The 16,286-nt window shown below is 31.5% G+C and carries 14 protein-coding genes and 1 riboswitch; of the genes, 7 read left to right on the plus strand and 7 right to left on the minus strand.

The window, feature by feature from the left end; genetic code table 11:
* Positions 1-504: 504 nt before the first annotated feature.
* Genes ybeY through A5893_RS13680 form a run of 3 tightly spaced genes read right to left on the minus strand, consistent with a single transcriptional unit; the run spans position 505 to position 4,697 of the window.
* The gene (gene ybeY / locus A5893_RS13670; protein WP_068823152.1) at positions 505-945 is read right to left on the minus strand and encodes an rRNA maturation RNase YbeY; all 441 of its coding nucleotides are present in this window, start codon (positions 943-945) and stop codon (positions 505-507) included.
* Positions 945-1,370, minus strand: coding sequence for an ATP-binding protein (locus A5893_RS13675; RefSeq protein WP_082911448.1), 426 nt, complete (start codon positions 1,368-1,370; stop codon positions 945-947). The genes ybeY and A5893_RS13675 overlap by 1 nt, the downstream gene beginning before the upstream one ends.
* A gap of 3 nt (positions 1,371-1,373) precedes the next feature.
* Complete coding sequence (locus tag A5893_RS13680) at positions 1,374-4,697, minus strand: DUF4175 family protein (protein ID WP_068823153.1); 3,324 nt, start codon at positions 4,695-4,697, stop codon at positions 1,374-1,376.
* Positions 4,698-4,813: 116 nt separating this feature from the next.
* Here A5893_RS13680 and A5893_RS13685 point away from each other — a divergent pair, with 116 nt between their 5' ends.
* The 3 genes from A5893_RS13685 to A5893_RS13695 all read left to right on the plus strand — a co-directional run bounded on the left by A5893_RS13685 (position 4,814) and on the right by A5893_RS13695 (position 8,930).
* A complete protein-coding gene (locus A5893_RS13685) occupies positions 4,814-6,217 on the plus strand; it encodes an ATP-binding protein (RefSeq protein WP_068823154.1) in 1,404 nt (467 codons plus the stop codon).
* 11 nt (positions 6,218-6,228) lie between these two features.
* On the plus strand, positions 6,229-7,890 hold the full coding sequence (locus tag A5893_RS13690) for an FAD-dependent oxidoreductase (RefSeq protein ID WP_068823155.1): 1,662 nt from the start codon (positions 6,229-6,231) through the stop codon (positions 7,888-7,890).
* A 173-nt stretch (positions 7,891-8,063) separates the two neighbouring features.
* Positions 8,064-8,930, plus strand: coding sequence for an OmpA/MotB family protein (locus A5893_RS13695; protein WP_068823156.1), 867 nt, complete (start codon positions 8,064-8,066; stop codon positions 8,928-8,930).
* A 72-nt stretch (positions 8,931-9,002) separates the two neighbouring features.
* On the opposite strand, the gene A5893_RS13700 is transcribed toward A5893_RS13695, so the two are convergent.
* Both A5893_RS13700 and A5893_RS13705 read right to left on the minus strand, forming a co-directional pair.
* The gene (locus A5893_RS13700; RefSeq protein ID WP_068823157.1) at positions 9,003-9,737 is read right to left on the minus strand and encodes a LytR/AlgR family response regulator transcription factor; all 735 of its coding nucleotides are present in this window, start codon (positions 9,735-9,737) and stop codon (positions 9,003-9,005) included.
* Between the two features lies 1 nt (position 9,738).
* A complete protein-coding gene (locus tag A5893_RS13705; protein ID WP_232456865.1) occupies positions 9,739-10,731 on the minus strand; it encodes a sensor histidine kinase in 993 nt (330 codons plus the stop codon).
* A 231-nt stretch (positions 10,732-10,962) separates the two neighbouring features.
* Between A5893_RS13705 and A5893_RS13710 the strand changes: the two genes are divergently transcribed.
* From A5893_RS13710 to A5893_RS13720, 3 genes are all read left to right on the plus strand, one after another.
* Positions 10,963-11,166 (plus strand): hypothetical protein, encoded by a 204-nt coding sequence (locus A5893_RS13710; RefSeq protein WP_068823159.1) that lies wholly within the window; start codon positions 10,963-10,965, stop codon positions 11,164-11,166.
* 79 nt (positions 11,167-11,245) lie between these two features.
* A complete protein-coding gene (locus tag A5893_RS13715) occupies positions 11,246-12,319 on the plus strand; it encodes a DNA topoisomerase IB (RefSeq protein ID WP_068823160.1) in 1,074 nt (357 codons plus the stop codon).
* Between the two features lie 68 nt (positions 12,320-12,387).
* Entirely contained in the window at positions 12,388-12,783 is a 396-nt protein-coding gene (locus A5893_RS13720) for a hypothetical protein (RefSeq protein ID WP_068823161.1), read from the plus strand.
* 121 nt (positions 12,784-12,904) lie between these two features.
* Here A5893_RS13720 and A5893_RS13725 read toward each other — a convergent pair whose 3' ends face one another.
* Positions 12,905-14,320: a voltage-gated chloride channel family protein gene (locus tag A5893_RS13725; RefSeq protein ID WP_232456866.1), complete on the minus strand. Its 1,416-nt coding sequence runs from the start codon at positions 14,318-14,320 to the stop codon at positions 12,905-12,907.
* Positions 14,301-14,380, minus strand: a riboswitch (Fluoride riboswitch). (Overlaps the previous gene by 20 nt.)
* 260 nt (positions 14,381-14,640) lie before the next feature.
* Between A5893_RS13725 and A5893_RS13730 the strand changes: the two genes are divergently transcribed.
* Positions 14,641-15,606 carry an isopenicillin N synthase family dioxygenase gene (locus A5893_RS13730; RefSeq protein WP_068823162.1) on the plus strand — a complete coding sequence of 322 codons (966 nt, stop codon included), beginning with the start codon at positions 14,641-14,643 and terminating at the stop codon, positions 15,604-15,606.
* Positions 15,607-15,704: 98 nt separating this feature from the next.
* Here A5893_RS13730 and lpcA read toward each other — a convergent pair whose 3' ends face one another.
* Positions 15,705-16,286, minus strand: coding sequence for a D-sedoheptulose 7-phosphate isomerase (lpcA, locus tag A5893_RS13735; protein WP_068823163.1), 582 nt, complete (start codon positions 16,284-16,286; stop codon positions 15,705-15,707).

The following is a 16,286-nucleotide window of genomic DNA, read 5'->3' on the forward strand; positions in this document are numbered from 1 at the left end:
GCCCGCCTGAGCCGATGGTACTGCGGTAAAACGTGGGAGAGTAGGTCGGTGCCAGACCTTAACGCCCCCCTTCCTTAACGGATCGGGGGCTTTTTTTTGCCCTAAATTTTTCTATCTTATTATAGCCATTTAAGCTTTGCGGTTGCACAACTTAATCCTATTATTCGTTTATAAAAATATCCTCTCTGTATGATAATTTCCCTTTTTGACTCAAAATCCTTGTACTATTTAAGTCAACCGCCTTTTATAAATTAGTAATTATGTTAATTAAGAATGGCGTTTAGTATTAAAGGTATTTACGATTTTATTGTAAAATGAACATTATTAAAAGACTTTATTATTAATCTTTGCAATTATAATAAACTAGAAATTGGTTGCTAAATAGAAGTGCGATAGGTTTTGCGTTAGGGATTGAAACGGCAGCTTTTTTGATAGATTTTCGCTATCAAAAAACTATAGTGGAAAGCCCGTTAAAACGCCATAATTAAAAAAGCAATAAAAATTTTAGGAAATTGCAGGATATAGTTTGGACAGATAACTGTTTTCTTTGGCAGTCATTAACTCTTTTTGCTTTGGGGATTTATCTTTATAACCCAAAAGATGCAACGTACCATGGATCATTATTCGGTGTAACTCGGTATAGAGTTTAACTTTATAAGATTTTGCATTCTCTTTAACACGCTCTATACTTATAAAAATATCGCTTTCTATTTGTTTTTTTATTTCAGAATTATCAAATGTAATAATGTCTGTAAAGGTATCGTGATGAAGGTATTGTTGATTTATTTTTAAGAGGTATTGATCTGAGCAAAAAATAAAATTTATACTTTTTAAACTGTAATTTTCAGACTCAATAGTGTTATTTATCCAATTTCTTGTTAGATTAATCTGTTTTAATTTAAAATTGGAATCTTCATTAAAAAAGTTGATGGCAATTTTTTTCATTAATATTTAAAGTGCAATTCAACTTCGTTACCCTTGCTATTAAAGATGCATTGATCAGCTAACCTTTTCATAATATAAACGCCGCGACCTGTTAGTTTTTCTAAATTTTCTAAATTGGTTGGGTCAGGAATGTTTGTAAAATCGAAACCATTACCTTCATCAGCAATTGTAAATACTAATCTTTTATTATTTACCACTTCCAGGTTAACAAATACTTTTTTATCTGGATCTTGTTTATTACCATGATAAATGGCATTTGTTACTGCTTCATTTAAACAAGTCATTAGGTTCGCATATACATCGTCGCCAATATTTAGTTGTTCTACCAAATCATCGACAAAGTTTTCCATTATGGCAACGCTTTGGGTGGTAGATTGAAGTTGTAGAGAATATAATCCGTCCATAGTTTCTGTTAAATTATTCATATTTTATTCCCCAAGATTTAATTTTTTAAAGTACTCACTTATTTTTGATTTATAAAAATAATTTAACGCTGGAGGTAAAGTTTTTATTTGCTCTACTTCTTTTGCTTTTTGCTTTTGATATTCTTGTAAAATCAAATCATAATTTGGAGTAAAGTCTTTACCTTCTTTACTCTCTCTCTTGTCATCTTGCTCTCTTTCTCTATCAGCTTTATCTGCTTCTAATAATCGGCTTTGAATTTCTTGCTGACGTAAAAGAGCTTCTTGTGTAATTTTTTTGTTTACGAGTTCTGTCTCGGTTTGTTCCATTTGTTTAATGGTTTTATCTAGATTCCCGAGTTTTCCTTGACCGTCTTTATTTAAATTGTTGTTTATTTCTTGTAATGCTTGCCTAATCATCTGCTGTTCCTGAGCCATTTTGGCCATTTGCTCACTCATTTGTTTATTTTTAGATTGACCAGGTTGCATACCCTGTTGCTGCATTTGATCTTTTGCTTTCTGCATATTTTTATTTAACTGCTTCTGCATTTCATTCAATTGGGATAAACCAGGTTTTGATTTTCCTTTACCACCAGATTGAGCATTTTTCATGGCATTTTGCAATTGCTGTAATGCTTCACTCAACATTAAAGCCAAATTATTTATAGATGTTAAAGCAAACTGTTGATTTCTATTTGCTTCATCTATTTTTCTATCAGTTAGTTTATCAATGCCCTGTGTTATTTGCTGATTTATTGTGCTTATTTCTTTATTAACAGTACTTGCAATTTGAGGGACTTTCTTACTTAAGCTATATAAACTATCTTCGACAGTTTTTAAATTATCCTTTATTTCTCGTTGTTTTTGGGCAAGTTTGATAAAGTTAGGGTCGTCTGGATTGATGGTTTTTAAACTTATCATTACTTTTTCCTGATCAAAGGAGGTTTTAAGTAAATTTTGTAATATCTGCCTCAGTTCCTTTTCATTTACTTTATTTTCTTCTTCCTGTCCTCCACCTTGCATTTGGTCTAATTTTTTAGACAACTGTTGCATTTTTTGTGCTGCAGATTTTTGCGATTCTGATGCTTTTTGAGTTTTATTATTTTCTAAATTGTTTTCTGCGTTTTCTAAATCTTTATCAATTCCTTTTTGATCTTCTTCCGGATTTTTAAAATCTGCTGGTTTATCTAATTGTTGATTTTTTTGATCAAGATTATCTAAATCCTTTTTAAGACTATCAAAATCTTTTTGGACATTTTTTTGTTTTTCAAGATTTTCATTTTTGTTTTTATTTAGATTTTCTTTGCTTAAATCTTCTTGTTTTTTAGCAATGTCATTTAATTTATCAATAGCGTCATTAAGTTTTTGTTCTACTTCAAGTTTTTTATATAGTTCTAAAATTCTATCCAATTCTTTTTCTAAAGATTTATTGTCCACTTGCATTTTCTGCAATTGATCTTGGGTAAGTTCTTTTTGATTTTGTTCCATCAGCTTTTGAAGGTTTTCCAAAAGCTTTTTTGTTTTATCATCTAGAACATTATCAAACAAATCTTGAATTTGCTTTTGTTTTTCTAACAGTTTTTGTTGGTCTGGTTTTACTTCTGTCCTTTCTAATAAATTCTGTTTACTATCTTTTTGGATGTCTTTTATTGCTTCTTCTAACTTCTTTTGTTTATCAATTAAATTTTCTATCTGTTTTTTTTGTTCGTAACCTATTGCCTTTTGATCAATTAAATCTTGATTTAATTTTTTTGTTTCCTTTTGTATATTCTCAGCTTGTTTTATAGCAGATTGCATTTTTTGTTTGATGGCTTGAGATGTTTCTCCAATTTTTTTAATGCTTTCTTCTTTTGAAGCTAATTTATAAATAGACGTAGCAGATTTGGTATGCTTAGGCCCAAAAACGCCATCGTTATCTGCAACTTCAAAATAATATGCTATTTTTTCGCCAGGTAAAACTCCTAATGCTTTTAATGGCCATAAATAGAAAAAATTAGTATTTGAAGACGTATTATCAAACTTTATTGGAACATTTATCAACTTTCCTTTTCTGTTTTCATCTTCAGACTTTAAGATTTGATAATGAAAAAACAAACTAGTTAGTCCGTGGTCATCATCGGCTTTGCCAATAAAATAAACCACAGTTAAATTAGCAGAATCTAGTTTTTGAGTGACTTCTATTTTTGGATAAGCATCCGGAATGATATTTAGCTGATAACTTATGGAATCTTTAGCTGCAACATTTTTGTTTTTTAATACGATGCTGTAAATGCTATTTTTTAAAACTTTAGTTTGATAAGAAAATTTGTTTTCTTGAGCAGGATTAAGGTTAATAATGTTATTTGATGTTTTAAACCCTATTGAAGAAACGTTTTCTGTATTGAAACCCCATTTTACTATTGTGCCAATGGGTAAAGTCAAATCACCCGGGTTTTGTATGGTTTCTGATGGTCTATTTAAATACTTAGGATAAATAAGTAGTGCCTGATAATTTATTAAAATAGGTTTTTTTTTAACAATGATGTCATATTCTTCAGACGAGAACTCTCCAGCAACCAATCTAAATTTTTTATTTTGTTGGAGGTTTTTAAATTGATAATTGAAATTAATGATGTCTTTTTTATCTAGCTTAAAAGTATTTACGCCATCTTCTAAATAAATATCCTGAGGGATTTGCTCTCCGCTTATTTTTACGGATAGATTTAAATCATCGCCTTGTACAACCTCTAAACTTTTGTTAGTGATATTGAAATCAAAAGGCGCTTTCTTTTTATAGAAAGTATTGTAATGGATAATTCTTTTAGTGCCCTCTGTTAATATTGATGGGGCTGCAAAAGCAATTACCACAACTGCAGCTAAAGGTATTAAGGCATATCTCAAATATTTTCTGTTATCTCTAATATTAACTGCTGATACAAACGGAATGGGCTTAAATGAGGCAATCCTTTGATCAATACTGGCTGATATCAAGCTATTTTGCTCTTCACTATCTTCTGATTGCCTTTTAAGTTGTAAAGTATTAATTAGCTTATCGCTGATGGTGGGAAAATGGGCTCCAATAATTACTGAAGCTTTCTCATGATCAATGGATTTTCCCAGATGGAAGTAATTAATTAGGTGCCTTAATATTAAAAACCAAGCAAGAATAATCTGAGAAAAGATAAAGATGTAGAACAAAGAAGTTCTTGTATTAATTCCGAAGTAACCATAATATTCTGATATGATTATAAAAAGATAAGAAGCTATAAAAACACCGGCCTGCCAAATTATTCCACGCACTATTTTATTCAGATAATATTTCCTGATAAAATCGTCTATTTTTTTTAAAAGTTGTTGATAGCCAGTATTCATTTCTAAAACATAAACTTAATAAACCAATTGATATTTTAAGAATCTTAATTATTTTAACTAATTATTTAAAAGCACCTTTTAAAATGATTACTAACTTTATGTAACAATATTACTTTATGGACACATTAACACCATTAATGCTTAATCAAATAGAATCCTTAAATGAAGTTCCTAAAGAGCAACTTCAATGGTTAATTGAGAAAAGTATTTTCAAAACTTATCAAGCTGGTGAAATTTTATTCAGTCCGGGAAATACTTTATTAGGAACCCATTTTATCATTAAAGGAGCTTTAGAAATCTATATCTTAAGAAATAATAATAAAAGTATAATTTCTGAGATTGTTGAAGGGGGGATAACAGGAATACTCCCTTTTTCCAGGGCAAATAAAGCTACAGGATATGGACAATGTATCAAAGATTCTTCAATCTTAACTTTTCCTAAAGAATACCTTAAGGAGATGATTTTAGATCACTATGAATTAACACAGGCATTGGTTCATGTGATGACTTCTCGGGTAAGAGATTTTACAGCATTGCAACAACAGAACGAGAAAATGATGGCTTTAGGGAAACTTTCTGCTGGTTTAGCCCATGAGCTTAATAATCCAGCTTCTGCCATTGCCCGAGGTGCGGCTTCATTAAAACAACATCTGCAATTACAACCTGATACATTTAAACAAGTAATTTCTATCAAACTGTCTTCAGAGGCAATTGATGTTATCAATAAAAGATTATATGAGGTATTATCAATTAAAGCAATACCGCCGCATCTAACTATGGTTCAAAAGATGGATTTGGAGGGAGAGATTGAAGATTGGCTATTTGAGAATCAGATTAAAGATTTTAGTGATGTTCCTGAAAATTTTATTGATTTTGGGTTAGGCATTAAAGATTTGGAGCTTTTAAAAAACACAGTACCAAATGACAATCTGCAAGCAATTATTTTATGGATAAACAGTAATTTAGTTACAGAAAGAATGGTATCAGATATTGAAGAATCTTCTAAAAGGATTGCTCATTTAGTAGGGTCTGTAAAAAACTTTGCCCATATGGACGGGGGAGGTGATAAAAAAATTATAGATATTCATTCTGGGATAAAGAACACTTTAACAATGCTTAATCATAAATTAAAAAGTTCAAATATTAAAGTAGAGCAACAATTTGATACAAATATCCCCCAGGTAAAGGTTTTTGTTGGGGAGCTAAATCAAGTATGGACAAACCTGATAGATAATGCATGTGATGCTTTATTTGGTATAGAAAACGCAAAATTAATAATTAGTACAAAGCAAGAAAACGGATTTATAAAAGTAAATATCGAAGATAATGGTGGTGGTATACCAGATGATGTGATTACAAAAATATTTGATCCTTTTTTTACCACAAAAGAAATAGGCAAAGGGACTGGCCTAGGGTTAGATGTTGTAAACCGAATTGTAAGGCAACATAATGGAAGTGTGAAAGTAAATTCTAAACCCGGCGAAACAAACTTTGAGGTTTGTTTCCCAATTGAAAATTAATTATTAAAAAAATGAGCCTACCAATTATATTTTCTATCGATGATGATGTTCAGGTTTTAAGAGCATTAAGCAGAGATTTAAAAACTAAATATCGCGAAAGCTATAAAATTTTGAGTACCAGTTCTGTTTCTGAAGCTTTTGAAGTACTTAAAGAGTTACAGAATAAAGGAGAAGAAATAGCGCTTTTTATATCTGATCAAAGAATGCCAGATATGCAGGGAGTAGATTTTTTAGAAAAAGTAAAGGAGTTATTCCCGTTTGCCAAAAAAGTATTATTAACCGCCTATTCTGATACTGATGCAGCTATAAAAGCAATTAATGCGGTACAATTAGATTATTATTTGATGAAACCTTGGGATCCGCCAGAAGAAAAGCTCTATCCTGCTATTGATGAATTATTAAATGATTGGCAAGCAAACTATCGTCCTGATTTTAAGGGAATAAAAGTTTTGGGGTATCAATTTTCTGCTCAATCGCATCAAATCAAAGATTTTTTAGCTGGTAACCTCATCCCATATTTATGGATGGATATAAAGACAAATGATCAAGCCATCCAACTTTGTAAAGCAAATAATTTAGAGGCTAAAGATTTTCCTACCATCATTTTTGAGGATGGCACATTGCTTAAAAACCCTACTATTATAGATGTTGCAACTATGATTGGGCTTAATCCAGATGTAAAAAATCAAATTTATGATGTGGTAATAATTGGGGCAGGCCCAGCGGGTTTAGCTGCTTCTGTTTATGGTGCATCAGAAGGTTTAAGTACTTTGCTGATCGAAAGAAAAGCACCAGGTGGCCAAGCCGGAACTAGCTCTAGAATAGAAAATTATTTAGGTTTCCCCACTGGTTTAAGTGGTGCAGATTTAACAAGAAGAGCTATTTCGCAAGCTACTCGTTTCGGAACCGAATTTCTTTCCCCTCAATCAGTTCAGGATATTAAACAAAAGGATAATTATAAAATCATCACACTAGAAAGTGGGAAAGAAATAAATGCCAAAGCCATTGTAATTACTACCGGGGTAGATTATAAAAAGCTAGATACAAAAGGCATGAACAATTTTTCTGGAGCGGGGATTTACTATGGCGCAGCAATGACAGAAGCCGCGTCTTGCCGCGATAAACAAGTTTATGTTTTAGGTGGAGGAAATTCTGCTGGGCAAGCAGCTATGCATCTCTCTAAATTTGCAAAACAAGTATATATCATCATTAGAAAACCTGATTTAAGATCTTCTATGTCTTCTTACTTAATTGATCAAATCTTAAACACACCAAATATTAAAATCACGGCTTGTACAGAAATAATTGAGGCTTATGGTGATGATCATTTAAATGCTTTACGATTAGTTGATTTGAATAGTAATGAAGAAAAGAATGTAGATGCCGATGCGCTATATATTTTTATCGGAGCCAAACCTTATACGGATTGGATTGGACTAAATATCATTAAAAATGATAAAGGATTTATAGAAACAGGAAGAGAATTAAATAGTTACGACAATTTTAAACAAATTTGGAAAAAAGGGCGAGATCCGTTTTTACTTGAAACAAGTGCCGCCGGAATATTTGCAGCTGGTGATGTAAGAGCAGGAGCAATGAATAGGGTAGCTTCGGCTGTAGGAGAAGGATCTATGGCTATCAGCTTTGTTCATAAATATCTAGCTGAAATTTAATGAAATCATCTTACAAACTATTGATACGAATGGTTTAAATATCCATTTAAATATTCCAATCAGTATATTAATAAGGCATAATTTTATTTTAAAAAATTAGCGAGGTTAAAATAAAGTAATTAGCATAATAATTGTAGATGAGTCCATATTCATTGTACTAAAAAATTATTATTATGAAAATTAAATCAATATTAGCAGTAGCTGGAGTGGCCTTAATTATGGCATCATGTTCGGCACCAAAAAAATTAAGAGAGGCACAAGTAGAAAACAGAAGATTGGACAGCCTTTACAGAGACCTCCAAAATCAACTTTTGGCCTGTGAGAATGCTAGTAAAAGCAGCAGTTCTGATTATGAGATGAAAATCAAAAATCTAAACGATCAGTTATCCAACATCAAAACCAATAATAACCAAATGGTAAATCAGTTGAAAGATTTATCGGTTATCTCAGGTAAACAAGCAGAAAGTATTAATAAATCTTTAGAAAATATTGGTGCTAAAGATAGTTATATCATGAATTTGCAATCGGCTATAGCCAGAAAAGATTCATTAAATATGGCCTTAGTAATGAATTTAAAAGGAGCCATTGGTAATTTAGATGATAAAGACATTAACATTAAAGTAGATAAAGGAGTTGTTTATATTGATATTTCTGATAAACTTTTATTTAAAAGCGGAAGTTACGATGTTAACGAAGGAGCAAAAACCGTTCTTGGAAAAGTTGCAAAAGTGTTATTGAACCAACCAGATATTGAGTTTATGGTAGAAGGACATACAGATAATGTACCTTATAAAGGAAGTGGCGTTTTATTAGATAACTGGGATTTAAGTGTTAAAAGAGCTACTTCTGTTGTAAGGATTTTGCAAGATCAATATAGCATTCCTGCCGCTAAAATGACTGCTGCTGGAAGAGGAGAGTTTGTACCCGTAACTTCAAACGCTACCGTAGAAGGAAAGGCAGCAAATAGAAGAACGAGAATTGTTATTTTACCACAGTTAGATCAGTTTTTTAAATTATTAGAAACTCCTAGAGGAAAATAATAAGAAAATATATTAATAAGAAAAAGCCATCTCAAGAAATTGAGATGGCTTTTTTTATATGATAGTAAACTATTATATGTTTTTATCTTCAATCATTTTAAAAAAATATTCTCTATGAGTATCTCCAATTGGGATAATTTTATCGATTATCAGGATACGACTACGTTCTATACTTTCAATTTTATCTAAAGCTACAATATAAGATTTATGCACCCTTACAAACAGATGATTAGGCAAAACTTCATCAATCTTTTTCATGCTTTGCAGAGTGATGATACGCTCTGTTTTAGTATAAATTGAGATATAATCTTTTAAGCCTTCAATAAAAAGGATATCATTTAAATATATTTTTTGGATTTTATATTCTGTTTTAACAAAAATAAAATTGTGGGTAAAAGCATTTGTAACCGTGTTGGGTTCTGCCAAAGGAGCTACAACCGGAGGAGCAACATTATTAATAAGATCATTTGCTTTTTGAGCAGCTTTGTAAAAACGATCAAAAGCGATAGGTTTTAATAAATAATCAACCACATTATGCTCGTAGCCATCTAAAGCATATTCTGGATATGCAGTTGTTAAAATTACTTTACACTTTCCGTTTGCAATTTTTAAAAATTGGATTCCAGTTAACTCCGGCATTTGAACATCCAAAAAAACCAAGTCAATTTTTCCTTCTTGCACAATAGAAAGTGCATCAATTGGATTTTGAAAACTTTTATAAAGCGTAAGAAATGGAATTTTAGAAATGTAATCTTCTATAATATCTATAGCCAAAGGCTCGTCATCTACTATTAAGCAATTGATCATGTTATAAATTTAGATATAATTCAGAAAGATACTCATGTTCATGATTTTCTACACTTAATTTATATTTATCGGGATAAGTTAAGTCTAAACGCCTTACTACGTTAACCATACCTATACCGCCAGTTTGGTCTTTATTTTGTTGATTTTTTTTATTCTTTATCGTAAACAACATATTATCTTCAAAAACAGAAATGTTGATAATGATAGGATGTTTTTTATCCGTTGCTAATCCATGTTTAAAAGCATTTTCCACAAATGAAATTAATATGAGCGGAACAATTTGTTGGTTTTGAATTTGCCCTTCTACTTCTAAAACTACATGTGCATTCCCTTTAAATCTTAATTTTTGCAATTCTATAAAGCTTTTTAAATAGGTAATCTCTTTTTCTAAAGCTACCCTATTATCATTACTTTCATAAAGCATGTAACGCATAATTTCTGAAAGTTTTAGAATGGCATCAGGTGTTGCTTCAGATTTTTGATAGGCTAAAGAATAAATATTATTTAAAGAATTAAACAAGAAATGAGGATTAATCTGTGATTTTAAAAAAGCCAATTCCGCAGTTAAGCGTTGTCTTTCTAGTTCCGTTTTTTCTCGCTCATTAAAAAACCAATCAATGGTGAATTTATAAACAGTACTTAAAAAAATAAAAAAACCATTAGTTACAAAAGTGCTTATCAATAGCCTTTCTGGTTCAGAAAAAGACATTTCTTTTGTATTTGTAACCATCCTTAAGCCGCTTATCTTGTAAATATAAAAGCTAAAACCATACTTAATGGCCAAGAATGTAACCACAATAGTTAAGCACCCTAGCATCCAGAAAAAGAATTTTCTTTTATCAAGCGTAAGCGGAATTAAAAAATAAAGATTGAGGTAAAAAACAGCAATATTTAATAACGACAAGCCTATAAACAGGATATATACACCTTTGCTGCTTTCAAAACCCGCTGTTGCCACAAACGTAAAAAGCGTGATTAAAAATAACCACGCCATGATATGAAGCATAAACTTTTGTAATCGGCCCATGGATAAAAGTAAACAAAGAAAATTTTAATTAAGCAAATTTAGACCAACGCCTAAATTTTATCTACCAACGCTTAATAAAGTCTAGAAATTAGCTCATCGACATAAAACACGGTTGGTCTATTGATATTTGCAATTGGTCTAATAGATTTTACTGGTTCCAAAATATGTTGAATATTTGATCATCAAAACAAACAGACGATGAAAAAATTATCCACAAGTACTTCTCCATTTTTAATGATGATTATTCCTGTGATCTTATTTATAGGCTTATCATTAACTTTTAAAAATACTGAGATCAAAGCTGATGATCAATTAACAACCACATCAATTAGTAGCAAGGCAACTTCTAAAATTGTAAAAGTTGGCGAACAATCAATCATCAGATTTTTATTAAACCAATAATAGATATTAGCCTATTAATTTTGGTCTGATTTTAGATTTAAGTCTGATTGCCTTACCAGCAAAAGATTTATCTACTAAAATGACCAGATTAGAAGCCAAACTACAAAAAATAGGTAGTGATAAAAAAGTTACAGCTAAAGCAGCCGGACTTAAATATATAGAAGACAGAACCAAGGGATTTTACAGAAAAAAATCTGGTGCTGATTTTTACTACGAGGATTATACAGGCGAAAAAATAAAGGATAAAGAACTTTTACAACGCTTTAAAAATTTGGTAATCCCTCCAGCTTATCAAGATGTTTGGATTTCTCCTTATCCAAATAACCATTTACAATTTACAGGTTATGATGTTAAAGGTCGTAAGCAATATCGCTACCATGCAGATTGGAATAGCATCCGTAATCAAGCAAAATTTTATAGGATGCGAAATTTTGCCAATTGTCTGCCATCAATCAGAAAACAAGTTGATAAAGATTTAAATAGAAAAGGCTTGCCCTATGAAAAGGTATTAGCGTTGGTTGTCCGTTTAATTGAGCTAACGCATATCCGTATCGGAAATGAATCTTACAGTAAATTATATGGCTCATTTGGATTAAGCACTTTAAAGGATAGACATGTTAAATTTAAAGGCGATCAAGTTAAGTTTGCATTTAAAGGAAAGAAAGGTGTTTATCACGATATTGAATTGAAGAGTAAAAAACTTGCAAACCTTGTAAAAAAATGTCAAGATATACCTGGAAAAGAGCTCTTTCAATTTTATGATATTGAAGGGAAACATCATTCAATAGGTTCTGGAGATGTGAACCATTATTTAAAAGAAATTAGCGGAGAAGAATATACGGCAAAAGATTTTAGGACTTGGGCGGGTAGTGTACAAGCAGTTTGTGCATTCAAAGAACTAGGTAAGTTTGAAAAAGACAGTGATTCAAAAAAGAACATTGTTAAAGTAATTGATGATGTTGCCAAAAAGTTAGGTAATACGAGGTCAGTTTGTAAAAAATATTACGTACATCCTTCAGTAATCAATTCTTACCAAACAGGAAATATTCATAAATATATTGTGAAAGATTCTACAACACATGCACTTACAAAAGAGGAAAGACTTTTAGTAAAATTGTTAGATAAAGAAATGATAGCGAAAGTTTTAGGCTAAATTTTAGAGGCTAATCATTATTTTACACTAAATTTAACTGATAATAATTAATATCTAAAAACTTGATTATGATAAATTCAAAATTACACGGCATTATAGATTATTTAGTGGTTATCTTTTTGTTGGTTGCCCCGAGTATTTTTCATCTACAAAACACAACAGCTTTAATCACCTATATTTTAGCAGGTATTCATTTCACTTTAACCATCTGTACTAATTTTGAATATGGTTTGGTCAGATTTATTCCTTTTAAAATTCACGGTTATGTAGAGTTAGCAGTTTCTATTGCTTTAGTTGGCTTAGCATTTTATTTAGGTGGTATTGATGGAGACTCTTCTAGAAACTTTTATATCGGCTTTGCTATTGCAGTTTTTGTAGTTTGGGCATTAACAGATTATAAAAGTAGCCACACTAAACAAGAGATCCCTGAAATTGAATCTAATAGTAATGGCAGCATGCTTTAGTGTAAATTTTTAGGAGTTTTAACATGCCTTTCAGTGTATGTTTTTTGCAATTAGCTCGATGGCTAAATCCAAAATAGCATTCCTTTTTTGTTAAAGCAATTGCCAGAGAATTTAATTCAGTTTAAAATTTATACTTACTAAACTTCATTGCCAAATAGCCGTCTCTCTTTTCCTGTACGTCTTTAAGCGTGGTTTCATCTGCGTATTTATTGCTCCACCCTTTAGCGATTCCAATTCTTTGTGAACTGTAAATTCCAGTATGTCCGCTAAAGAAATAGGCTATAAAACAAGCTAAAGCGAAATACAAAATATACTCGCCTCCAAAAAGTTCAACTCCCATAATTGTACAGGCTAGGGGAGTATTTGTTGCCCCCGCAAAAACTGCTATAAATCCTAGAGCAGCAAACAAACTTACAGGAGCATCCATTAAAACAGCTAAAGAATTTCCTAACGTAGAGCCAATATAAAATAAAGGAGTTACTTCGCCACCCTTAAAACCAGTTCCTAAAGTAATAGCAGTAAAAACAGTTTTCCATAACCAGCTCAAGGCATCAGCACCACCGTTTGTAAAAGAGGAAAGTATGGTTACGCTTTCAGGATATTCTGGATTTACACCCAAGCCCAAATAATCTGACTTACCAACTAAAAAAGTCAATAGTATAATAATAACTCCTCCAATAAAAGGAATTAACCATTTAACACTTATAAATTTTAAAAACAATTTTTTGATGTTATGTATCATTTCAGAGAAAACATAACTCGCCAAACCAAAAACAATTGCTGCAATCATTATCTTACTCATCAGCAATAAATCCCAATGTAAATATCCTGAAAATAAAAAATTGTTTCCCTGTGTAAAGTTTATATGATATCCTGTGTGCTTAATTTGCCAAGCATTTACAGTAATGTCTCCAATTATGCTAGCAAAAAGGCAGGGTATTATGGCATCATATTTTAATTTTCCAAGGGCAATAACCTCAATTCCAAATATAGCTCCAGTTAAGGGTGTCCCAAAAACCGACCCAAATCCCGAAGCGATTCCAGCCATCAATAATACTTTAATATCTCGTTCAGAAAGTTTAAACCATTTTGCAAAAAGCCGGGCTATACTCCCTCCAATTTGCACTGCTGTACCTTCTCTCCCTGCCGAACCGCCAAATAGGTGCGTTAATACTGTAGTAATTAAAACTAGCGGACCCATTTGTGGTGGAACGCCGCCACCAGGTTTATGAATTTCATCTATAATTAAATTATTCCCTTTTTCTGAAGATTTCCCCCAAGCTTTATATATGAAATGAATAGCTATCCCAGCTATTGGTAAAAAATATAAAAGGTAGGGATGTGAAAACCTAAAAAGTATGGAAGTATTTAACAGCCATATAAAAAGCGCAACTACACTCCCTGTGGCAATGCCTAATGGCAAAGAAAGAAATAGCCACTTAAGCAAATATTTAAGAATAGAATAGTGTTCTAACTGTGTGATTTTACGTAACATACCCACCAATAAAAAATAAGATTTATAAGTAGGTGTCATCATACCTCAAACAATATACTTGAGGGCGGTTTAAATAGGTGGTACACCATCACCTTTTTTGATATTTTCAAATATAATGGTTTTGAGCATTTTAGCCGGCTTATATGTATTTTTTATCATTTTTAGATTATATAGCTTGTATCTAATATAGAAGTCCAGCATTATCAAATAAAGGAATTAACAATAGAAAACATCATTTTGAAATTAGAAATTGTTAATAACTCAAACAATTAAAAATCAAATAGTTAAAGGATTGCTATAAAAAAATGCTTTGCCTTATTAACAAAAATAGGTTACATTTATCATTGATAAACAATGTTGATATGTCTTCAAATGTGAATATTCCTCGTTTAGATTTAAACGATTATTTAAATGGAACTCCAGCTCAAAAGGAAAAGTTTTCTAATGATATTGGAAATGCTTTTAACGAAACTGGTTTTGTTACCATTACAAATCATGGTTTAGACGCTGATCTCATCAATAAATTATATAGTGAAGTTCAAAATTTTTTCACCTTACCAGAAGAAGCAAAGCTAAAATATGAAAAGGTGGAATTGGCTGGTCAACGGGGTTATACTTCTAAAGGAAGAGAAAAGGCCAAAGATTCTAAGACACCAGATTTGAAAGAATTTTGGCAGACAGGTCAATATGTTGAAGATGGCGATTCAATAAAAGATGAATATCCTGACAATGTTAAAGTAGAAGAATATCCAGGTTTCAATGAAGTAACTAAAGAAGTTTATCAAAAACTAGAAAAAGCAGGAAAGCAAATCTTAAACGCAATCTCTGTTTATTTAGGCTTGCCAGAAAATTATTTTGAGGATAAAGTAAATAATGGAAATTCTATTTTAAGAGGAATTCATTATTTCCCTATTGAAAACCCGGATGTTTTACCCGCAGATGCCGTTAGGGCTGGTGCGCATGAAGATATTAACTTAATTACTTTATTAATTGGTGCAAGCGCTGATGGTTTAGAGGTTTTAACACAACAAGGAGAGTGGTTTGCAATTAAAGCACATGGTGAAGATATTGTAGTAAATGTGGGCGATATGTTACAACGTTTAACCAACAACAAATTGCGCTCTACCACACATAGGGTGGTTAATCCGCCAAGGGAGTTAATGAAAAATTCAAGATACTCTGTTCCTTTTTTCTTACATCCAAAATCTAGTATGGATTTGTCTTCATTAGATTCTTGTATTGATGATAAACATCCTAAAGTTTACGCTGATATTACTGCTGGAGAATATTTAGATGAGCGTTTAAGGGAAATAGGTCTTAAAAAATAATTCTCTTAATAATTAGAGAATAGGAAAGAAGGCGCCTCAAAAGGGTGCCTTTCTTTGTATAACTGAATTGAAGATTAATGAAATATAGATAAATGGAACTAATTTAATCCCATCCTGGTTTCTATAAAATCTATCAATGAATGAATTATTTTAATGTGGATTTCTTGAATCCTATCTGAAAAACCATCGTGGGAAACCCTAATCTCTACATCACAAAGCGTTTTCATTATCCCGCCATCTTTTCCGGTTAAACCGATAATTTTCATCCCTTTTTCTTTTGCTGCTTTTATAGCATTCAAAATATTTAATGAATTTCCGCTGGTACTTATCGCAAATAAAACATCATTTTTATTTCCTAAGGCATCAATAAATCTGGAAAAGATATGATCAAAACCATAATCGTTTGCTGTACAGGTAATGTGAGATGAATCTGAAATGGCAATAGCTGGTAATGCTTTTCTTTCATTCCTGTATCTACCAGATAATTCTTCTGCAAAATGCATGGCATCGCACATAGAACCTCCGTTGCCACAAGAAATTATTTTATTTCTATTTAAAATGGCATCAACAATTAGAAGTCCGGCTTTTTCTATGTTCTTAAAATTCTCATCTTCAGATAAAAACGTTTTTAAAACATCGTCGGCTTGTTCAAAATGACTTTTAATCGCTTTGTAATCCAT

The sequence above is a fragment of the Pedobacter psychrophilus genome (genome assembly GCF_001652725.1).
GTDB classification, from domain to species: domain Bacteria; phylum Bacteroidota; class Bacteroidia; order Sphingobacteriales; family Sphingobacteriaceae; genus Pseudopedobacter; species Pseudopedobacter psychrophilus.